Genomic DNA, 19,772 nt, shown 5'->3' on the forward strand with positions numbered 1-19,772 from the left:
TTGCCTCCGGCCGGGCCGGTCGAGCACCCTGCGACCATGCCCGCCCCCACGACCGCCCCCACCCTGACCGACGGCGTCGTGACGCTGCGGGCGCACCGAGCGGACGACGTGCCCCGCATCGTCGAGCAGTGCCGGGACCCGGAGTCGGTGGCGTGGACGACGGTGCCGACGCCGTACGACGAGGAGGACGCCCGCACCTACGCCCTGGAGATCGTGCCGCAGGGCTGGGCCGAGGGTCGCTGCGAGTTCGCGGTCGAGGTGGACCGCCGGTTCGCGGGCAGCGTGGCGCTGCGCCACGAGGCGCCGGGGGTGGCCGAGATCGCCTACGGCTCGCACCCCGACGTCCGCGGTACGGGGGCGATGGAGCGGGCGCTGCGGCTGGTGCTCGCGTGGGGGTTCGAGGAGCAGGGGCTGCGCACCGTGGTCTGGCGCGCGTTCGTCGGCAACTGGGCCAGCCGGCGGCTGGCCTGGCGCCTCGGGTTCCGGCTCGAGGGCACCCTGCGCGGCCTCCTCCCCCAGCGCGGCGCGCTGCACGACGCGTGGGTCGGGACGCTGCAGCACACCGACCCGCAGGCGCCCGCGACGGTGTGGCTCGACAACCCGGCCCTCGAGGGCGACGGGGTGCGGCTGCGCCCGTTCCGCGCCGACGACGCCGAGCGGGTGGCCGAGGGCATCGGCGACGCCGACGCCCAGCACTGGCTGGCCTTCCTGCCGCGCGACCCCGGCCCGGTCCAGGGCGCGGCGTACGTCGTGCAGGTCACCGACCGCCTGGCCGGCGGGCACACGATCACGTGGGCGGTGGCCGACCCGGCCGACGACCGGCTGCTCGGCGCGGTCGGCCTCTACCGGCTGGCCGAGGAGCCCGAGCTCGGCTACTGGACCCACCCGGACGCACGCGGCCGCGGGCTCACCACCCGCGCCGGCGCGCTGGCCGTCGACCACGCCTTCGGCACGCTCGGGCTGCCCCGGCTGGCGGCGTACGTCTCGGCGCCGAACACCGCCTCGCGCGCGGTGCTCGAGCGGCTCGGCTTCCGCGAGACCGGCACCCGCCGCGAGGCCGCGCGCACCGGCGCGGGCGAGGTCGTCGACCTGGTCGGCTACGACCTGCTGGCCGCGGAGTGGCCGGAACGCTCGGAGCGGTCGACGCGGAACGCCAGCGCCAGCACCACGAACCCCGCGACCGACAGCACCGAGCCGATGAGCAGCGGCGAGGCGTAGCCGTACCCGGCGGCGATGGTCAGCCCGCCCAGCCACGCGCCCAGCGCGTTGCCGATGTTGAGCGAGCCGTGGCTCAGCGCGGCGCCGAGGGTCTCGGCGTGCTCAGCGGCGTCGATGAGCCGCATCATCATGCCCAGGGCCAGCACCGAGCCGACGCCGGTGACCAGGAACATGGCCGGCAGCACGACGTACCCGTGCGGCAACAGCACCCAGGAGAGCAGCAGCGTGGCGGCCATGCCCAGGGGGGCGATGAGCAGCGAGGTCTTGAGCGACCAGTCGACCATGATCCCGGCCACCCAGTTGCCGACGACCATGCCGAGCCCCAGCGTGAGCAGGAACAGCGGCACGGCGGCGTCGGGCAGGTCGGCCACCCGCGTGGCCATCGGGGCGACGTAGGAGAACAGCGCGAACATCCCGCCGAAGCCCACCGCGCCGGCGGTGATGGTGAACCACACCTGCGGCTTGCGCAGGGCCAGCAGCTCGCGGCGGCCGGTGGCCTCCGGGTTGCCCGGGAGGTGGGGCACGAAGGACAGGACCATCGCGATGGTCAGCGCGGCCAGCGCGGTCACCACCCAGTACGACGCGCGCCAGCCCAGGTGCTGGCCCAGCCAGGTCGCCGCGGGCACGCCGATGGTGTTGGCGATCGGCAGGCCCATGAGGACCATGGCCATCGCCCGTCCGCGCCGCTCGGGCGCGACCATGCCCGCCGCCACCAGCGAGGCGACCCCGAAGTAGCCGCCGTGCGGCAGCCCGTCCAGGAACCGCGCCAGCATGAGCGTCTCGTAGTTGGGCGCCAGCGCGCTCAGCGCGTTGAAGAGCGCGTACGCCGCCATGAGCCCGAGCAGCAGGGCTCGCCGCGGCAGCTTGGCCCCGAAGTAGGCCAGCACCGGCGCCCCGACCACGACGCCCAGGGCGTACGCCGAGATGACGTGCCCGGCCTTCGGGATCGAGATGTCCACGCCGTCGGCCAGCTGCGGCAGCACGCCCATGGTCACGAACTCGGTCGTGCCGATGGTGAAGCCACCCAGCGCCAGCGCCAGGATGGCCGGCCAGAACCGCGCGGCGACCGCGGCCGGACCGCCGCTGGTCGCGGCGTCGCCGCCGCTGCGCCCGGCCTGCTCGGTCGTCTGGGACATCGTCACCATGGTCCAAGGCGACACCCCCAGGCGCCTATTCCGCGCGCGTGCGGGTGACGGGGGTCACCAGGGGTCCGGGCAGGCCGTGCCGCGGAGCCCGTCGCCGGACTTGAGCACCGCTCGCTCGGCGCGCCGGATCGGGTCAGGTGCGCCCGCCGCGCGGCCGGGGCGTGCTGGCGCGCCGGCCGCGCGGCGGGGGTGCCTGAGCTGATCCGAGGAGAGCGCGCCGAGCACGCCGTGCCGGAGGCGCGGCAGACAGCCCGGCACGCCGTGCCGGAGGCGCGGCCACATGACTAGCCCTGGCTGACGACCTTGACCTTGGACTCGACCACGAAGACCTCACCGGAGGCCGGGGCGCAGGACTGTCCGGCGTACTGCGCGGCGTCGGCGTACTGCCCGGTGACCTCGATGGTCTGCTCGCTGCGGGCCGCGATGTTGCGCGCGGTGTCGTAGACCTTGACCTGGTCGGCCTGGCCCACGCGCTGGACGGTGGCCTCGTAGTCCTTGGGCCACACCGGGGTGGTCGGGGTGCCGTCGGTGCCGACCACGCTGACGCAGCGGTCGGCGCCGAGGGTGACCTTGCCGAGCAGCTGGTCGGTCCCGCCGCTGGCCTTGATCTCCTGGCCGGAGGTCAGGATGGTCAGGCGGGTGCCGCTGACCAGCTGCTCCTTGTCGTAGTGGAAGTGCAGGATGGTCAGCCCCAGCGCCGCGAGCAGCACCGGCACCACGACGCACACGGCGTAGCCGAACGGCGTCAGCGTGCGGCGGTCGATGTCCGGCGGGCGCGGCGTGCGCCCGTCCTGGCCCACGGTGCCGCTCGGGCTCCCGCTCGGGGTCTCGCTCACAGCGAGGCCAGGGCCCCGTTGAAGGTGGCCGAGGGGCGCATGACCTCGGCGGCCTTCTGCGGGTCGGGCCGGTAGTAGCCGCCGATGTCGGCCGGGCTGCCCTGCACGGCGTTCAGCTCGGCGACGATCGTCTCCTCCTCCGCGGCGAGCCGCTCGGCCAGCGGTCGGAAGACCTCGGCGAGCGCGGGGTCCTCGGTCTGCCGCGCCAGCTCCTGGGCCCAGTAGAGCGCGAGGTAGAAGTGCGAGCCGCGGTTGTCGATGCCGCCCACCCGCCGGGTCGGCGACTTGTCGTTCTCGAGGAACGTGCCGGTCGCCTGGTCGAGGGTGTCGGCCAGGACCTGCGCGCCGCGGTTGTCGGCGTACTGCGCGAGCTGCTCGAAGGACGGCACCAGCGCGAAGAACTCGCCGAGGCTGTCCCAGCGCAGGTAGTTCTCCTTGACCAGCTGCTGCACGTGCTTGGGCGCGGAGCCGCCGGCGCCGGTCTCGAACAGGCCGCCGCCGTTCATCAGCGGGACGACCGAGAGCATCTTGGCCGAGGTGCCGAGCTCGAGGATCGGGAACAGGTCGGTGTTGTAGTCGCGCAGCACGTTGCCGGTGACCGAGATGGTGTCCTCGCCCCTGCGGATGCGCTCCAGGGAGTACGCCGTGGCCTCGGCCGGCGCCATGATCTCGATGGTCAGCCCGTCGGTGTCGTGCTCGGGCAGGTAGGCGTTGACCTTGGCGATCAGGTTGGCGTCGTGGGCGCGGCCCTCGTCGAGCCAGAAGACGGCCGGCGCGCCCGAGGCGCGGGCGCGGGTGACGGCGAGCTTGACCCAGTCGCGGATCGGCTCGTCCTTGGTCTGGCAGGCCCGCCAGATGTCGCCGGGCTGGACGGTGTGCTCGATGAGGGTCTCGCCGGCGCTGGTGACCACGCGGACCACGCCCGCGGCCGGGATCTCGAAGGTCTTGTCGTGCGAGCCGTACTCCTCGGCCGCCTTGGCCATCAGCCCGACGTTGGGGACCGAGCCCATGGTGGCCGGGTCGAAGGCGCCGTGGGCGCGGCAGTCGTCGATGACGGTCTGGTAGACGCCGGCGTAGGAGGAGTCCGGGATCACCGCGAGGGTGTCGTGCTCCTCGCCGTCCGGACCCCACATGTGACCCGAGGTGCGGATCATGGCCGGCATCGAGGCGTCGATGATGACGTCGCTCGGGACGTGCAGGTTCGTGATGCCGCGGTCGGAGTCGACCATGGCCATGTCCGGGCCGTCGTCGAGGCCCTGCTGGACGGCGGCCTTGATGGCGTCGCCCTCGGGCAGCGACTGCACGGCGGAGAGGAGCGCGCCGAGCCCGTCGTTCGGGGAGATGCCCGCGGCCGCCAGCGCCTCGCCGTACTGCTCGAAGAGCGTCGGGAAGAACGCCTGCACCACGTGGCCGAAGATGATCGGGTCCGAGACCTTCATCATCGTGGCCTTGAGGTGCACCGAGAACAGCACGTCCTCGGCCTTGGCCCGCGCGATCTGCTCGGTGAGGAAGCGGCGCAGCGCGGCGACGTCCATGAAGGTGGCGTCGACGACCTCGCCGGCCAGCACCGGGACCGACTCCTTGAGCACGGTGACGGTGCCGTCGGCGGCCTCGTGCTCGATGCGCAGGGTGTCGTCGCTCTCGATGACCACCGACTGCTCGTTTGAGCGGAAGTCGTCTCGGCCCATCGTGGCGACGTTGGTCGTGGACTCACCGCTCCACGCGCCCATCCGGTGCGGGTGGGCCTTGGCGTAGGCCTTCACCGAGGCCGGCGCGCGCCGGTCGGAGTTGCCCTCGCGCAGGACCGGGTTGACCGCGGACCCCTTGACCTTGTCGTACTTCGCGCGGACGGCCCGGTCCTCGTCGCTCTGCGGGTGCTCCGGGTAGTCCGGCAGGTCGTAGCCCTGCTCCTGCAGCTCCTTGACCGCGGCCTTGAGCTGCGGGATGGAGGCCGAGACGTTGGGCAGCTTGATGATGTTGGCCTCGGGCCGCAGGGCCAGCTCGCCGAGCTCGGTCAGCGCGTCGTCGACCCGCTGCTCCTCGGTGAGCCGCTCGGGGAACTGCGCGAGGATCCGGCCGGCCAGGGAGATGTCCCGGGTCTCGACGTCCACACCCGCCTTGGCGGCGTACGCCTCGATGATCGGGAGGAACGAGTACGTCGCGAGCAGCGGCGCCTCGTCGGTGTGGGTGTAGATGATCGTGGCCATGGATCCGTCAGCTCCTCGGTGAGTCTCTTGACGTCAAGATATCTCGGCTTGCACAGGTCCGCGAACCCGGGGCACTGCCCTACTAGCATGCCGAACATGGCTGATTCCTCCACCACCGCCCAGAAGGTCGCGGCCGAGGTCCTGGGGACCTTCGTGCTCGTGTTCTTCGGCTGCGGCTCCGTCGTCTTCGCGAACAACGCCGGCGGAGGTGCCGACTACGTCGCGGTCGGCTTCACCTTCGGCCTGGCCGTCCTGCTCATGGCCTACGCCGTCGGGCGGATCTCCGGCGGCCACTTCAACCCGGCCGTCACGATCGGCGCGGCCATGGGCGGCCGGATCGCCTGGCGCCAGACGCTGGTCTACATCGGCTCCCAGCTGGCCGGCGCGATCGTGGCCGGGCTGGCGCTGTTCGTGCTGCTCCACGGGTTCGACGACTTCGACTCCGAGGGCAACATGGGCCAGAACTTCTTCGGCGACCAGGGCAGCGGCTACGCCTGGTGGGCGGCGTTCCTGCTCGAGCTGATCCTCACCTTCCTCTTCGTCACCGTGATCCTCGCGGTCACCGACGCCCGCTTCGAGCACCCCGCCCTGGCCCCGCTGGCCATCGGCCTCACGCTCACCGCGATCCACTTCGTCGCGATCCCGGCGACCGGCACCTCGGTCAACCCGGCCCGCTCGATCGGCCCGGCCCTGTTCGCCGGCACCGACGCGATCGTCCAGCTGTGGCTGTTCATCCTCGCCCCGCTCATCGGCGGCGCCGTGGGCGGCCTGGTCTACCCGCTGCTGTTCGGCCACGGCACCGAGCCGGTCCCCGGCTCCGGCCTGGTCTTCGCCCGCCCGACGACCGCGGCGGTGCCCGGCTACGGCGCGCCGGACCAGTTCCAGCAGGAGTGGAACCAGCAGGCCGCCGAGCAGGCCGCCTGGGAGCAGGAGCCGATCATCCAGGACGGCTGGCAGTGGGACCACGCCGCGCAGGAGTGGAAGCCGCTCGAGCAGTGGCAGCCCGCCCAGCCCGCTCAGTCCGCTCAGCCGGCGGCCACCCCCGAGGCGACCCAGATCGCGGACCCCACGCCGACACCGGCTCCGACCCCCGCACCGCCCGCGGTCACCGACCCGGCGGTCTCGCCGGGCGAGCAGCCGCCGGCCCAGCCGGGCTGGACCGACCCGAGCGCGACGCAGGAGCGTCCGCCGCAGTAGTCCCCGGTCTAGGGCCCGGTCCGGAGCCGCAGCTCCACGACCGGGCCCTCGAGCGCGAGCTGCTCGACCAGTCCGACGCCGCGCGCGTACAGCGACTGCAGACCCGACTGCGGGGCGTCCACGTCGGTGGTCTCCAGAGCGACCACGTCGGTGAACCGCCCGACCGGCGTGCTCACCGTCTCGTCGAGGGAGGAGACCGTCGCGCGCACGTCGACCACGCCGGCGGCGTACGCCGCGCGCCAGCCGTCACCGAGCCGCGGCCCGGCCGGCATGGCCAGCCCGGCCCCCGCACCGTCCTCGCCGACCCGCCAGAGGCCGTCGCGGCCGAAGCACCACACGTTGCCGTCGCGGTCCTGGGCGTAGTGGTCGGTGGTCGTCGTCCCGTCCGGCATGGTGAGCTCGCGCGCCGTCGTCGCCACGCCCGCGATGTCCTCGGTCCCGGGCAGCACGCGGGCGGTGGCCGTGCCCTCGATCCCCGGCGCGGCGCCGCTCACGTCGTAGGTCCACACCGCACCCGACGGGAGCGGGAACCACACGTTGTCGACGCCGTCGACGAAGTCGCCAGGGTCCGGCGAGGGCGTCGGCACCACGAGCTCGTCGACGCCGGTCGGCCGGCTCGGCGGCGACGCCGTGCCGCACCCGGCGAGGGCCACCAGCACCACCGCCACGAGCGCGGCGCACCGTCCCGCCCGCCTCGCCACCCTCACATCGTCGCGCACGCCGCCGCTGCTAGCGTCACTCGGGCAACCTTCCCCTCTCTAGGAGTAGAACGTGAGCTCTGACCCTCTGAAGGTCGCCGTCACCGGTGCCGCCGGCCAGATCGGCTACAGCCTGCTGTTCCGCCTCGCGAGCGGCGCGCTCGCCGGCGACCGGCCGATCGAGCTGCGCTTGCTCGAGATCGAGCCCGCGCTCAAGGCGCTCGAGGGCGTGGTCATGGAGCTCGACGACTGCGCGTTCCCGCAGCTGGCCGGCGTCCAGATCGGCTCCGACCCCGAGCAGATCTTCGACGGCGTCAACCTCGCGCTGCTGGTCGGCGCCCGCCCGCGCGGCCCGGGCATGGAGCGCGGTGACCTGCTCGAGGCCAACGGCGCGATCTTCACCGCCCAGGGCCAGGCCCTCAACAAGGTCGCGGCCGACGACGTGCGCATCGGCGTGACCGGCAACCCGGCCAACACCAACGCGCTCATCGCGATGAGCAACGCCCCCGACATCCCGCAGGAGCGGTTCTCGGCGCTGACCCGCCTCGACCACAACCGCGCGATCTCCCAGCTGGCCGCCAAGGTCGGTGCGCCGGTCACCTCGATCAAGCAGATGACGATCTGGGGCAACCACTCCGCGACGCAGTACCCCGACCTGTTCCACGCCACGGTGGACGGCAAGGTCGCCGCCGAGGTCGTCGACGACCAGGACTGGCTGGAGAACACCTTCATCCCGACCGTGGCCAAGCGCGGCGCCGCGATCATCGAGGCCCGCGGCTCGTCCTCGGCCGCCTCGGCCGCCAGCGCCACCATCGACGCCGCCCACGACTGGCTGTTCGGCTCGGCCGACAACGACTGGGTCTCGATGGCGGTGCGCTCCGACGGCTCCTACGACGTGCCCGAGGGCCTCGTGTCGTCGTTCCCCGTGGTGACCGAGGACGGCGACTGGACGATCGTCCAGGGCCTGGGCATCGACGAGTTCTCCCGGGCGCGGATCGATGCCTCCACCGCCGAGCTGGCCGAGGAGCGCGACGCGGTCAAGGAGCTCGGCCTGATCTGATCAGCACCGCCTCCGGCCGCGCCGTCCACCTCCGGGTGGGCGGCGCGGTCGTCTGTGCGGCTACCCCGGCTGGTTGGGGATGGTCTGGGCGAGGAAGAACAGCGCGGCGCCGAGGCCGCCGAGGACGACGGCGTCGAGGAAGCGGTTGCGGACCGCCAGCATGCCGGCGTCGCGGCCGGGCAGGACCAGCCGGAGCAGGGCGGCGAAGCAGAGGCCGGCGGCCAAGCAGCGGATCCCGAGGCGCCAGTCGCCGCCCCAGACCACCGCGATGCCGACGCCGCCGACGGCCAGCACCAGCAGGTAGAACGCGCCCCCGATGGTGGAGGGGTAGCGCCGCTCGTCGGGCTCGGCGGCCTCCGCCGCGGCGGCCTCGAGCTCCTCGTGGATCTCTCCCGGAGTCGGTACGGGTGTCGGGACCGGGGCGTCGTCGTCCGGCGCGCCCGCGGGGGGCGAGTCGGGCGGCGGCTCCTGCGACACGTCCGTCAACCCGCGGCCCGCTCGGCCATGAGGACGACGTTGGTGAGCAGCATCGCGCGGGTCATCGGGCCCACGCCGCCGGGGTTGGGCGAGACCCAGCCGGCGACGTCCCAGACGTCGTCGGCCACGTCGCCGGCGACCTTGCCGTCGACCCGCGAGACGCCGACGTCGAGCACGGCCGCACCGGGCTTGACCATGTCGCCGCTCACGATGCCCGGCACGCCGGCGGCCGCGATGATGATGTCGGCGTTGCGGGTGTGCGCGGCCAGGTCGCGGGTGCGCGTGTGCGTCAGCGTGACCGTCGCGTTCTCCGACTTGCGGGTCAGCAGCAGCCCCATGGGCCGGCCGACGGTGAGCCCGCGGCCGAGCACGACGACCTCGGCACCCTCGATCTGGACCCCGTGGCGGCGCAGCAGCTCGATGCAGCCGACCGGCGTGCAGGGCAGCGACCCTTCGGCGCCCAGGACGAGCTTGCCGAGGTTGACCGGGTGCAGGCCGTCGACGTCCTTGTCCGGCTCCACCCGCGAGAGCAGCGCGAACTCGTCGAGCCCCGTGGGCTGCTGGATGATGAAGCCGGTGCACGCCGGGTCGGCGTTCAGCTCGTCGACCACCGCCTCGACCTCGGCCTGGGTCGCGGTGGCCGGCAGGTCGCGGCGGATCGATTCGATGCCGATCTCGGCGCAGTCCTTGTGCTTGGCGCCGACGTACCAGTGCGAGCCCGGGTCGTCGCCGACCAGGACCGTCCCGAGCCCCGGCGTGACGCCCCGCTCCCTCAGCGCGGCGACGCGCTCGGCCAGCTCGGCCTTGATCGCCTTGAGGGTGGCGGTGCCGTCGAGCTTCTGTGCGGTCATGGGCGTCCTCGCTCGGGAGTGGTCAGTGGAAGAAGTGGCGGGTGCCGGTGAAGTACATCGTCACGCCGGCCGCCTTCGCGGCCTCGACGGTCAGCTCGTCGCGGACCGAGCCTCCGGGCTGCACGATGGCACGGACGCCGGCGTCGAGGAGGATCTGCGGCCCGTCCTCGAACGGGAAGAACGCGTCCGAGGCGGCCACCGAGCCCGCTGCGCGCTCCCCCGCCCGCGACACCGCGAGCCGGCAGGAGTCGACCCGGTTGACCTGGCCCATGCCGATGCCGACCGAGGCCCCGTCCTTGGCCAGCAGGATCGCGTTGGACTTCACCGCGCGGCAGGCCTTCCACGCGAAGGCCAGGTCGGCCAGCACGTCGTCGGGCGCCGCCTCGCCGGTGGCCAGGATCCAGCGGGACGGGTCGTCGCCCTCGGCGTCGACGTGGTCCACGCGCTGCATAAGTACGCCGCCGCTGATCGCGCGGAACTCGACCGGGTCGGGGTGCTCGTCGGGCGGGCAGAGCAGGATGCGCAGGTTCTTGCCGCCGCGCGGCAGCGAGGTCAGCACCTCGACCGCGCCGTCGTCGTACGCCGGCGCCACGATCGCCTCGGTGAACGTCTCGCGCATCGCCTCGGCCATCGCCACCGACACCGGCCGGTTGACCGCGATCACGCCGCCGAACGCCGACGTCGGGTCGCACTCGTTGGCCCGGACGTAGGCCTCGGCCACGTCCGCGCCGACCGCGATGCCGCAGGGGTTGGCGTGCTTGATGATCGCCACCGCCGGCTCGGCGAAGTCGTGGGCGGCGCGGCGGGCCGCGTCGACGTCGACGTAGTTGTTGTACGACATCTCCTTGCCGCCGAGCTGCTCGGCGGTGGCCAGCCCGCCGCGCCAGTGGCGGTAGAGCGCAGCCGGCTGGTGCGGGTTCTCGCCGTAGCGCAGCACCGCGGCCTTCTCCCACGTCGCGCCGGTCCAGCTCGGGAACCCGGTGCCCTCGGAGGTGTCGGTGAGGACGTTGCTCATCCACGACGCCACCGCGACGTCGTAGGACGCCGTGTGCTGGAACGCCTCGGCGGCCAGCCGCTGCCGCTGGGCCAGCGTGAAGCCGCCGGCCTCGAGCGCCGCCAGCACCTCGGCGTACCGCGCCGGCGAGGTGACGATGGCGACGCTCGGGTGGTTCTTCGCCGCAGCCCGCACCATCGACGGACCGCCGATGTCGATCTGCTCGACGCACTCGTCGGGGCTCGCCCCGCTCAGCACGGTGTCGCGGAACGGGTAGAGGTTGGACACGACCAGGTCGAACGGCTCGATGCCGAGCTCCTCGAGCTGCTGCACGTGGGAGTCCAGACGACGGTCGGCCAGGATCCCGGCGTGCACCTTGGGGTGCAGGGTCTTGACCCGGCCGTCCAGGCACTCGGGGAACCCGGTCAGCTCCTCCACCTTGGTCACCGGCAGGCCGAGGCCCTCGATGAGCTTGGCCGAGCCGCCGGTGGACACCAGCTCGACGCCGGCGGCGTGCAGGCCCTGGACGAGCTCCTCCAGGCCGGACTTGTCGTAGACCGAGACGAGCGCGCGCCTGATCGGGATCTGCTGGTCGCTCATGCGATGCGGACCTTCCTGTCCTGGATCGTGTAGCCCCGGCGCGCCATCGCGCCGATGCTGTCGACGAGCACGCGGCGCTCGGCGACCTTGATGCGTTCGTGCAGCGACGCGACGGTGTCGTCGTCGGCCACCTCGACCGCCGCCTGCGCGACGATCGGCCCGGTGTCGACGCCCTCGTCGACGAAGAACAGCGTGCAGCCGGTGACCTTGACCCCGTAGGCCAGCGCGTCCGCGGCCCCGTGCATCCCCGGGAACGCCGGGCTCAGCGCGGGGTGGGTGTTGACGAACCGGCCGCCGAAGGCGCCGAGGAACGCCGGCCCGACCAGCTTCATGAAGCCGGCCGAGACCACCAGGTCCGGCTCGTGCGCGACCACGGCCTCGGTGAGCGCCCGGTCCCACTCGTCCCGGTCGGCGAAGTCCCCGACTTTGTGGACGAAGGTGGGCAGCCCCGCCCGCTCGGCGCGCGCCAGCCCTCGATCCCGTCGCGGTCGGCTCCGACCGCGACCACCGCCGCGCCGTACGCCGGGTCGGCGGCCGCGTCGAGCAGGGCCTGGAGGTTGGTGCCGCTCCCCGAGACGAGGACCACGACGCGCGCCGGCGCGGCCGCGGACGAGGGGATCGGCACAGGTCGGGAGTCTAGGACTCCTCGTCCTCCTCGGGCACCGGGGCCAGCGTGGCCTGGGTCGCGTCCGGGTCGGCGTCGGCCGCGTCGGGGCCGTCGCCGACCGCATCGGGGTCGGCGTCCGCAGGTGTGCCAACCGCCAAACGATTAAGCGGTGTGTCTTCTTCTACGCTCAGAGATGTGCCCACCACGTAATCGTTGAGCGGTTGGCGTTCCCCACCCGCCGGCTCCATCCCGCGCCGCTGCCAGAACGTGGCGACCAGCCCGCCGAGCAGTCCGCCGACACCGAAGGCCGTGACCGCGTGGACCAGCACGGCGCCGACCAGCGGCCCGACGTCGGTCATCCGGCCGGGCCCGACGGCACCACCGGCGAGCAGGGCGAGCACGCCGAACAGCGCGCCGGCCAGCATGCCGCCGCCGCAACCGTGGAGCGCACCCTCCTCCCACCGGTACGTCGGGTGGCTGCGCTGGGCGCGCATGGCGCCGAGCGCGCCGACCAGGGGCGCCAGGGCGATGAGGGCGGGGGTCCAGGCCGGGGTCGGGCCGGTGTCGGGCAGGGCCGCGAGCAGCGGGAACATCGGCAGCGCGCCGATGGTCACCACCGACGGTGAGACCAGGGTGTGCACGCCCACGGTGAAGCCGGGGCCGAGCAGGTAGGAGCCGGAGAACACGACCGCGTTGGGCACGACCAGCAGGGAGACGACGGCCAGCTGCACGTTGGCCGAGGTGTCGGTCCCGAGCTGGGAGGCGATGTTGAGCGCGGTGTCGACGTCGAGCAGGAAGGCCGCGAGGAACGCCACCAGGCAGACCAGCAGCCACAGCGCGACGACCCGCCGGCACGCGGCGGCGGTCGCGCGGACCGAGGCGGGGAGGGTGGCGGTCCAGATCGCGGCGCGGCCCGAGCCGATGGCGATGGCGGGCGCCCCGAGGACCAGGCAGAGCAGCACGGAGAAGGTGACGACCCGCGACAGGTCCGGCGCGGTGGAGGGGGTCGCGGCGAGGCGCAGCGTGAGGACGGCGACGGCGACGTAGCCGACGGCGTACAGCACGGCGGCGGCCGGCACGGTCCAGTCGCGCTCGCCGTCGGCCAGGCGCTGGGCGTCGGGGCCGTGGCCGGAGATCGAGTCGCCGAGGCGGTGACCGGTGCGCCAGGTGGACCAGGCGCAGACGAGCGTGAGGCCCAGCGGCATGGCCGAGACCAGGGCGCCGCCGACGTGCACGCCGGAGCCGTGGGCGAGCAGCCAGGCCAGGGCGCCGACCCAGAGCCCGTCGCGCGGGGTGCCGTGCGCACCGGCGTCGGTGAGGAACCACCCCGCCACGCCGAGGGCCAGGCAGACCACGAGTGGGGCGGCGGCGGCGAGGGCGCCGGCCAGGGGGGCGAGGAGCACGAGCGGCCGTCGGTGGCGCAGGTCGCGCCGCAGCTCCTCCGCGGAGGGGCCGGTGCGGTCGGGCATCAGCGCGGTCATGCTGTTGCGGGGTCCCCGCGGCGTTGTGGGGCGGAGGAGCGGAGCGGAGGAGCCGCAGAACGCCGTGGGGTGCTCATGTCGGCCCATCCTCGGCGCCGCGGGGCGCCGGGTGACGGTGCCACGCCGACTCGGCGGGATCAGGGTCGGCTCGCTACCGTGGTGCGGCCATGTCCCTGACGCTTCCCCGGTGGACGAGCACCGCGTCCGCGCGCAGTCCCGAAGGCTTCGAGTCCTTCTACAAGGACGTCCGCGGGCGGTTGCTCCTCCAGACCTACGCGCTGACCGGGGACCTGCACGCCTCGCAGCGCGCGGTCCGCGACGCGCTCGTCGTGGCCTGGCACCACTGGCGCAAGGTGACCCGGCTCGACGAGCCGGAGGACTACGTGCGCCCGCTGGCCTGGGCGCGCGCGCAGCGGCGCAGCTCGGCGCGGTGGTGGGCACGGCGCGAGGACGTCGACGCCGAGGCCCGGGCGACCCTGGACGCCCTCGGCAAGCTGAGCGGCACCCAGCGCAAGGTGCTGCTGCTCACCCACCTCACCTCGCTGCCGGTCGACCGGATGGCCCGGGAGGTCGGCGTGACCCGCGCCACCGCCGAGCGCGAGCTGCAGACGGCCAGCGCGCAGTTCGCGCTGCACCGCGGCGTCCCGTCCGCCGCGATCCGCACCGTGCTCGAGGCGCTGGCCCCGGACGCCGGTCAGGTCCGCTGGCCCCGCCCGTCGATCCTCATGCGGGCCGGCTCGGCCCGGCGCCGCGCGCACACCACGATCGGCGTCGTGGTCGCGGTCGCGGCGGTCGCGCTGTCCGGTTCGCTGGTGACCGACGCGGCCGGCGTACGACCCGAGCTGGCGAGCAAGGGCATCCTCGACGGCTCGGCGAGCCCCACGCCGACGCGCGCCCCGGCCCCGCCGCCCCCTCCCCCGGACCCGCTCACCCCCGAGGCCCTGCTGGCGCTGGACCAGGTGGTGGGCGCCTACCCGGGCCAGTGGACCGAGGGCACCACCAGCACCAACACCGAGGGCGACGGGCTGGTCTTCACCTGCCAGGCCCACCGCTACGCCGACACCAAGGGCATCGGCGCTCTCGTGCGCACCTTCACCGCCGCCGCACCCGCGGCCAGCGCCCCCAAGGCGACCGGACCGGCGACGGTCGGGCAGAGCGCCGAGGCCTCCGCCGACGTGACCGCGGCGGAGAAGACCTACCGCACCACCGTCGACTGGTACGCCGGGTGCGAGAGCCCCCGCGTCCAGCTGCTGGCCACCCGCCGTGTGGTCGGCGTCGGCGACGAGGCCACGCTGATGGTCCTGCGCGCCTGGAACGACCCCGCCACCACCCAGGTCGTCGGCGTCGCCCGCACCGGCGGGCTCACCACCACCGTGGTCGACACCCGGCCGGCGCCGAAGGAGCCGGGCGCCGAGCCGCCGGACGCGGTGCTCGAGTCCAGCGCCGAGCTGCTGGCCACCGCGGTGACCGGGCTGTGCACGCTGCCCGACCACGGCGAGTGCGCGGGCGCACCGCAGCTCGAGGAGGCCTCGCCGCCCCCCGTCGGCCGGCACCCGGAGCTGCTGGTCGAGGCGGACCTGCCGCCCGTGCCCGGCGTCACCCAGCCGTGGGTCGGCACCCGGGCCAGCAAGGTCCAGGACAACCCGGCCGCCACCCGGTGCGACAAGACGACGTTCACCGAGCCGGGCGTGACCGGCGCCCGCACCCGCACGTTCGTCATCCCCGACGCCGCCGAGCTCCCACCGGAGTTCGGGCTGGCCGAGACCACCGGCGCACTGCCGCGCAAGCAGGCCCAGCGGTTCGTCGACGACATCCGCTCCTCCCTCGACGGCTGCACCGACGAGGTCTTCGGCACCGACGTCGAGCGGCTGGCGCAAGAGGAGACCGGGCCCCGCGACCTGTCGGTGTGGCGGCTCACCGTCGAGGTCTCCGAGAAGCGCTCGGTGCGCTACCTCATGGCCGTGGTGCGCGAGGGGAACGCCGTCGCGCAGCTCTCGTTCGTCCCCGCCGACGACGTGAGCATCGGCCCGGCGGCCTTCATCGCCCTGGCCCACCGGGCCCAGGAGCGGCTCGGCCAGCTCACGTCGCCCTGAGCGGCGCGAGCGCACCGACCCCGTCCTCGGGAATCCTCGTCCCTGCTGCAACCGGACCGGTCACCCCGGCGTAGAGCCGGTGACCGAACCACACCACAGAGCAGGAATGATGGACGAAGCCGAGTTCGACGACTTCTACACCGCGTCGTTCGCCCGGATCACCGGGCAGCTGTACGCGATGATCGGCGACCGGGACGAGGCGCAGGAGTGCGTGCAGGAGGCGTTCGTGCGCGCCTGGTCGCACCGCCGCCGCCTCGACCGGGCCGAGCACCCCGAGGCCTGGGTGCGCACCACGGCGTACCGCCTCGCGGTCAGCCGCTGGCGCCGCACCATGCGCGGGCGCCGCCCGGCCGACCGGGCCGTGAGCCTCCCGACCAGCACCGCCGCACCGTCCGAGGCGCACGTCGCCGTCGTGGCGGCGCTCAAGCAGCTGCCGGAGACCCAGCGCCGCGCGCTGGTGCTCCACCACATCGCCGACCTCCCCGTGGCGCAGATCGCCCACGAGGTCGGTGCCCCCGAGGGGACGGTGAAGGCCTGGCTCAGCCGCGGCCGCGCCGCCCTCGCCGTCCTCCTCGCCGACGACCACCTCCCCGTGGCGCCCGGCCCCCTCGACGAACCCGGAGCCTCCCGTGCCTGACCTCCACGACCTCGACCACTTCGACCAGGGACTGCCTCGCATGGACACGCTGCCCGCCTCTGAGATCCGCCGCCGCGGCGACCGGCTGCGGCGCCGCCGCACCGCCCTCGCCACCGCCGGCGGGGTGCTGGCCGCGGCCGTGGCCATCGGTACGCCGGTCCTCGCCCTGGCCGGCGACGGCCCGGGCCGCGGCACCGAGCCGTCGTTCGCCACCCAGCCCGCGACCACCCAGCCCGCGACCACCACGCCGCGGACCGAGCCGGCCGGCGGCTGGACCACCACGGTGCGCGACGACTTCCCCCTCACCGCCGGCTTCGCCGACGAGCAGGCGCGGACCAGCCACAGCCTGGACGGCGACCCCGCCGTCCCGGCCGGGTGCCAGACGTCCTTCGACGGCTACACCGACAGCCTGGTCGCGACCTACCAGGGCACCGACTCCGAGGACCGCGGGGTCCGGATCCTCGCGGTCTACCCCGACGCGGCGGCGGCCGAGAACCAGCTGGCCGCCGTCCGGTCCGCGGTGGAGGCGTGTGAGCCCCGGAAGCTCAACCAGGGGACCACGATGGTCCACGGGCTCGTCGGCGACGTCGGCCTCGGGACCGAGGAGGCGTTCGCCGTCACCGAGCAGGTGCAGCACGACGACGGCCTGCTCAGCGACCTGTCGATCAGCGTCATCGGCCGCACCGGCAACGCGGTCTACGTCGACTACTCCTTCGGCTCCGCCGGGGGCGACCAGGTCAGCACCGCGGAGATCGCCCGACTCGTCGCCACCTCGGCCGAGCCGGTCGCCGCCCTGTGCACCTTCTCGGTCGACGGCTGCTGATCGGAGGGCACCGGCAACCAACCCGCGGCGGGCGGGGTCCCAGGAACGTGCACCGCACCTTCCTGCTGACCCTGTCCGCCGCGCTGCTGCTGTCGGCCCCGGCGAGCGCCGCCCCGGCCCGCGAGGCGCCGCACCCGGCGCCCCGCCCCGCGCCCCTCGTGGCCGGACCCCTGGCGGGCTTCGACCTCGACGCCGGCTACGGCGCGGCCTACCGCGTCACGAGCCGGCCGGGCGTCGCCCGGTTCGCGCTCTGCGGCCGCACGGCGTGGGATCCGCGCGAGGGCACCCGGGCCCTCGTCGGGGTCCGCGCGACCGAGCCGGAGTGGTACCGCGGGCGCACCCTGGTCCGCTACCGGACGGCCAAGGCGGCCAGCGCGGCCGTCGCGCGCGCCCGCGCGGCCGTCACCGCCTGCCCGCAGGAGCGGGAGGCCGACGGGTCCGGCGTCGACCACACCGTGCGCGACGACGTCGCCCTGGGGGAGGACTCGGTGGCGTGGATCGACCGCTACCCGCAGGAGGCGGCCGGCGGCGCCTACGACCCGGGGCTCACCGTCTTCCACGTGGTCCGGGTGGGCCGGGCCGTGCTGGCGTCGTACGAGTACAGCGAGAGCAACGCCACCCCCCGCAGCCGGGAGCGCGCCGTCGACGAGGCCACCGCCGCGGACCGACCGGTCGTCGCGGCGATGGCCGACGTCAACTGACGGGCTAGCGGCCCTGCAGGATCTCGCGCATCAGCGCGGCGGTCTCCGACGGGGTCTTGCCGACCTTCACGCCGACCGCCTCGAGGGCCTCCTTCTTGGCGGCCGCGGTGCCGGAGGACCCGGACACGATGGCGCCGGCGTGGCCCATGGTCTTGCCCTCGGGGGCGGTGAAGCCGGCGACGTACCCGACGACCGGCTTGGTGACGTGGTCCTTGATGTAGGCCGCCGCGCGCTCCTCGGCGTCGCCGCCGATCTCGCCGATCATCACGATCGCCTCGGTGTCGGGGTCGGCCTCGAAGGCGGCGAGCGCGTCGATGTGCGTGGTGCCGATGACCGGGTCGCCGCCGATGCCGATGGCGGTGGTGAAGCCGAAGTCCTTCAGCTCGTACATCATCTGGTAGGTCAGCGTGCCGGACTTGGAGACCAGTCCGATCGGGCCCTTGCCGGCGATGGTGTGCGGCGTGATGCCGGCCAGCGACTCTCCCGGCGTGATGATGCCCGGGCAGTTGGGGCCGATCATCCGGGTGCTCTTGCCGTCGAGGTACGCCCACACCTCGGCCGTGTCCTGCACGGGCACGCCCTCGGTGATGACCACGAGCAGGCCGATGCCGGCGTCGATGGCCTCGAGGCAGGCGTCCTTGGTGAAGGCCGGCGGCACGAAGACGACCGACACGTCGGCGCCGGTCTCGGCCATCGCCTCCTTGACCGAGCCGAAGACGAGCAGCTCCTGGCCGCCGAGCTCGACGGAGGTCCCGGCCTTGCGGGCGTTGACGCCGCCGACGATGTTCGAGCCGGCCTCGAGCATGAGCGTCGTGTGCTTGGAGCCCATCCCGCCCGTCATGCCCTGGACGATGATCTTGGAGTCCTTGTTCAGGTAGATCGACATGTTCCTTCTCCGTCCTCAGCCGTTGGCCAGCTCGGCGGCCTTGTCGGCCGCGCCGTCCATCGTCGGGACCTGGGTGACCAGGGGGTGGTTCAGCTCGTCGAGGATCGCGCGGCCCTTGTCGACGTTGTTGCCGTCCAGTCGTACGACGAGGGGCTTGGTCGCGCTGTCGCCGAGGATCTCCAGGGCGCCCTTGATGCCGTTGGCGACCTCGTCGCAGGCGGTGATGCCACCGAAGACGTTGACGAACACGCTCTTGACCTGCTCGTCGCCCAGGATCACGTCGAGGCCGTTGGCCATCACCTCGGCGTTCGCGCCGCCGCCGATGTCGAGGAAGTTGGCGGGCTTGACGCCGCCGTGCGCCTCGCCGGCGTACGCGACGACGTCGAGGGTGGACATGACCAGCCCGGCGCCGTTGCCGATGATGCCGACCTCGCCGTCGAGCTTGACGTAGTTGAGCCCCTTGGCCTTGGCCTTGGCCTCGAGCGGGTCGGTCTCGTCCTTGATCTCGAACTGCTCGTGGTCGGGGTGGCGGACCTCGGAGGCGTTGTCGTCCAGCGAGACCTTGCCGTCGAGCGCCTCGAGCCGGTCGCCCTCGAGCCGGGCCAGCGGGTTGACCTCGACGAGGGTGGCGTCCTCCTCGACGAAGACCTTGTAGAGCGACTCGATCATCTCCACGGCCTGCTCGAAGACGGCCTCGGGGAACTTGGCCTCGGTGGCGATCTCGCGGGCCTTGTCGGCGTCCACGCCGGTGCCGGGGTTGATCGGGATCTGCTTGACCGCGTCGGGGTTGGTCTTGGCGACCTCCTCGATCTCGACCCCGCCCTCGACGGAGGCGATGCAGAGGTACTGCCGGTTGGAGCGGTCGAGCAGGAAGGAGAAGTAGTACTCCTCCACCGGCGGCGTCGCCGGCGTCACCAGCACCCGGTTGACCGTGAGGCCCTTGATCTGCATCCCGAGGATGGCCGAGGCGGCCTCGAACGCGTCGTCGGGCGTCTTGGCCAGCTTCACGCCGCCGGCCTTGCCGCGACCGCCCGCCTTGACCTGCGCCTTGACCACGCAGAAGCCGTACTCCTCGGCGGCGGTCCGCGCCTCCTCCGGGGTGGTGACGACCGTGCCGAGAGTGGTCGCGACGCCGTGCTTGGCGAAGAGCTCCTTCGCCTGGTACTCCATCAGGTCCACGAGGGATGTCCTTGTCTGCTGTGGTCCGCTGCAGTCCGGGACGTCCCGGAGCAGTCCGGCGGTGTGACGGCGTCCACGACGC

The 19,772-nt window shown here is 73.6% G+C and carries 16 protein-coding genes and 2 pseudogenes; 7 read left to right on the top strand and 11 right to left on the bottom strand.

Going from position 1 to position 19,772, the window contains the following annotated elements:
- Window positions 1-36: 36 nt before the first annotated feature.
- Window positions 37-975: pseudogene (locus tag G5V58_RS16410) on the top strand (GNAT family N-acetyltransferase); the annotation flags it as partial.
- A gap of 122 nt (window positions 976-1,097) precedes the next feature.
- On the opposite strand, the gene G5V58_RS26060 reads toward G5V58_RS16410, so the two are convergent.
- The 3 genes from G5V58_RS26060 to G5V58_RS16425 form a co-directional block, all read right to left on the bottom strand.
- Window positions 1,098-2,354, bottom strand: coding sequence for an MFS transporter (locus G5V58_RS26060; RefSeq protein WP_230486687.1), 1,257 nt, complete (start codon window positions 2,352-2,354; stop codon window positions 1,098-1,100).
- A 293-nt stretch (window positions 2,355-2,647) separates the two neighbouring features.
- A complete protein-coding gene (locus G5V58_RS16420) occupies window positions 2,648-3,199 on the bottom strand; it encodes a hypothetical protein (protein ID WP_165235027.1) in 552 nt (183 codons plus the stop codon).
- Window positions 3,196-5,406, bottom strand: coding sequence for an NADP-dependent isocitrate dehydrogenase (locus G5V58_RS16425; protein ID WP_165235030.1), 2,211 nt, complete (start codon window positions 5,404-5,406; stop codon window positions 3,196-3,198). The genes G5V58_RS16420 and G5V58_RS16425 overlap by 4 nt, the downstream gene beginning before the upstream one ends.
- Window positions 5,407-5,502: 96 nt before the next feature.
- Between G5V58_RS16425 and G5V58_RS16430 the strand changes: the two genes are divergently transcribed.
- Window positions 5,503-6,603, top strand: coding sequence for an MIP/aquaporin family protein (locus G5V58_RS16430; RefSeq protein WP_165235033.1), 1,101 nt, complete (start codon window positions 5,503-5,505; stop codon window positions 6,601-6,603).
- A gap of 8 nt (window positions 6,604-6,611) precedes the next feature.
- On the opposite strand, the gene G5V58_RS16435 is transcribed toward G5V58_RS16430, so the two are convergent.
- On the bottom strand, window positions 6,612-7,304 hold the full coding sequence (locus G5V58_RS16435) for a hypothetical protein (RefSeq protein WP_165235036.1): 693 nt from the start codon (window positions 7,302-7,304) through the stop codon (window positions 6,612-6,614).
- A 70-nt stretch (window positions 7,305-7,374) separates the two neighbouring features.
- Here G5V58_RS16435 and G5V58_RS16440 point away from each other — a divergent pair, with 70 nt between their 5' ends.
- On the top strand, window positions 7,375-8,361 hold the full coding sequence (locus tag G5V58_RS16440) for a malate dehydrogenase (protein ID WP_165235039.1): 987 nt from the start codon (window positions 7,375-7,377) through the stop codon (window positions 8,359-8,361).
- 60 nt (window positions 8,362-8,421) lie between these two features.
- Here G5V58_RS16440 and G5V58_RS16445 read toward each other — a convergent pair whose 3' ends face one another.
- The 5 genes and pseudogenes from G5V58_RS16445 to G5V58_RS16465 all read right to left on the bottom strand — a co-directional run bounded on the left by G5V58_RS16445 (window position 8,422) and on the right by G5V58_RS16465 (window position 13,359).
- Window positions 8,422-8,838 (bottom strand): DUF3017 domain-containing protein, encoded by a 417-nt coding sequence (locus tag G5V58_RS16445; protein ID WP_230486688.1) that lies wholly within the window; start codon window positions 8,836-8,838, stop codon window positions 8,422-8,424.
- Between the two features lie 5 nt (window positions 8,839-8,843).
- Window positions 8,844-9,689: a bifunctional methylenetetrahydrofolate dehydrogenase/methenyltetrahydrofolate cyclohydrolase gene (locus tag G5V58_RS16450; RefSeq protein ID WP_165235042.1), complete on the bottom strand. Its 846-nt coding sequence runs from the start codon at window positions 9,687-9,689 to the stop codon at window positions 8,844-8,846.
- Window positions 9,690-9,711: 22 nt separating this feature from the next.
- Window positions 9,712-11,283 carry a bifunctional phosphoribosylaminoimidazolecarboxamide formyltransferase/IMP cyclohydrolase gene (gene purH / locus G5V58_RS16455; RefSeq protein WP_165235045.1) on the bottom strand — a complete coding sequence of 524 codons (1,572 nt, stop codon included), beginning with the start codon at window positions 11,281-11,283 and terminating at the stop codon, window positions 9,712-9,714.
- Window positions 11,280-11,902, bottom strand: a pseudogene (purN, locus tag G5V58_RS16460) (phosphoribosylglycinamide formyltransferase). Before purN ends, purH begins: the two are co-directional and overlap by 4 nt.
- A 17-nt stretch (window positions 11,903-11,919) precedes the next feature.
- A complete protein-coding gene (locus G5V58_RS16465; protein WP_196240519.1) occupies window positions 11,920-13,359 on the bottom strand; it encodes a cell division protein PerM in 1,440 nt (479 codons plus the stop codon).
- Between the two features lie 179 nt (window positions 13,360-13,538).
- On the opposite strand from G5V58_RS16465, the gene G5V58_RS16470 reads away from it, so the two are divergent.
- From G5V58_RS16470 to G5V58_RS16485, 4 genes are all read left to right on the top strand, one after another.
- A complete protein-coding gene (locus G5V58_RS16470; protein WP_165235047.1) occupies window positions 13,539-15,464 on the top strand; it encodes a SigE family RNA polymerase sigma factor in 1,926 nt (641 codons plus the stop codon).
- A 109-nt stretch (window positions 15,465-15,573) separates the two neighbouring features.
- Window positions 15,574-16,101, top strand: a complete 528-nt coding sequence (locus G5V58_RS16475) for an RNA polymerase sigma factor (protein ID WP_165235050.1) — start codon at window positions 15,574-15,576, stop codon at window positions 16,099-16,101.
- Window positions 16,094-16,924 carry a hypothetical protein gene (locus tag G5V58_RS16480; protein WP_165227618.1) on the top strand — a complete coding sequence of 277 codons (831 nt, stop codon included), beginning with the start codon at window positions 16,094-16,096 and terminating at the stop codon, window positions 16,922-16,924. The genes G5V58_RS16475 and G5V58_RS16480 overlap by 8 nt, the downstream gene beginning before the upstream one ends.
- 47 nt (window positions 16,925-16,971) lie before the next feature.
- Window positions 16,972-17,625, top strand: a complete 654-nt coding sequence (locus G5V58_RS16485; protein WP_165235053.1) for a hypothetical protein — start codon at window positions 16,972-16,974, stop codon at window positions 17,623-17,625.
- Between the two features lie 4 nt (window positions 17,626-17,629).
- Here the strand turns inward: G5V58_RS16485 and sucD are convergent, their stop codons facing one another.
- The gene (sucD, locus tag G5V58_RS16490) at window positions 17,630-18,511 is read right to left on the bottom strand and encodes a succinate--CoA ligase subunit alpha (protein WP_165235056.1); all 882 of its coding nucleotides are present in this window, start codon (window positions 18,509-18,511) and stop codon (window positions 17,630-17,632) included.
- A 15-nt stretch (window positions 18,512-18,526) separates the two neighbouring features.
- Window positions 18,527-19,690: an ADP-forming succinate--CoA ligase subunit beta gene (sucC, locus tag G5V58_RS16495; RefSeq protein ID WP_165235059.1), complete on the bottom strand. Its 1,164-nt coding sequence runs from the start codon at window positions 19,688-19,690 to the stop codon at window positions 18,527-18,529.
- Window positions 19,691-19,772: the final 82 nt, after the last annotated feature.

The organism is Nocardioides anomalus, from assembly GCF_011046535.1.
Lineage (GTDB): Bacteria > Actinomycetota > Actinomycetes > Propionibacteriales > Nocardioidaceae > Nocardioides > Nocardioides anomalus.

Excerpts from the sequence above, each read along its gene's own strand:
- G5V58_RS26060 (WP_230486687.1), bottom strand. The coding sequence starts at position 2,354 with ATGTCCCAGACGACCGAGCAGGCCGGGCGCAGCGGCGGCGACGCCGCG.
- G5V58_RS16425 (WP_165235030.1), bottom strand. The coding sequence starts at position 5,406 with ATGGCCACGATCATCTACACCCACACCGACGAGGCGCCGCTGCTCGCG.
- G5V58_RS16430 (WP_165235033.1), top strand. The coding sequence starts at position 5,503 with ATGGCTGATTCCTCCACCACCGCCCAGAAGGTCGCGGCCGAGGTCCTG.
- G5V58_RS16450 (WP_165235042.1), bottom strand. The coding sequence starts at position 9,689 with ATGACCGCACAGAAGCTCGACGGCACCGCCACCCTCAAGGCGATCAAG.
- purH (WP_165235045.1), bottom strand. The coding sequence starts at position 11,283 with ATGAGCGACCAGCAGATCCCGATCAGGCGCGCGCTCGTCTCGGTCTAC.
- G5V58_RS16465 (WP_196240519.1), bottom strand. The coding sequence starts at position 13,359 with ATGCCCGACCGCACCGGCCCCTCCGCGGAGGAGCTGCGGCGCGACCTG.
- G5V58_RS16470 (WP_165235047.1), top strand. The coding sequence starts at position 13,539 with ATGTCCCTGACGCTTCCCCGGTGGACGAGCACCGCGTCCGCGCGCAGT.
- G5V58_RS16475 (WP_165235050.1), top strand. The coding sequence starts at position 15,574 with ATGGACGAAGCCGAGTTCGACGACTTCTACACCGCGTCGTTCGCCCGG.
- sucD (WP_165235056.1), bottom strand. The coding sequence starts at position 18,511 with ATGTCGATCTACCTGAACAAGGACTCCAAGATCATCGTCCAGGGCATG.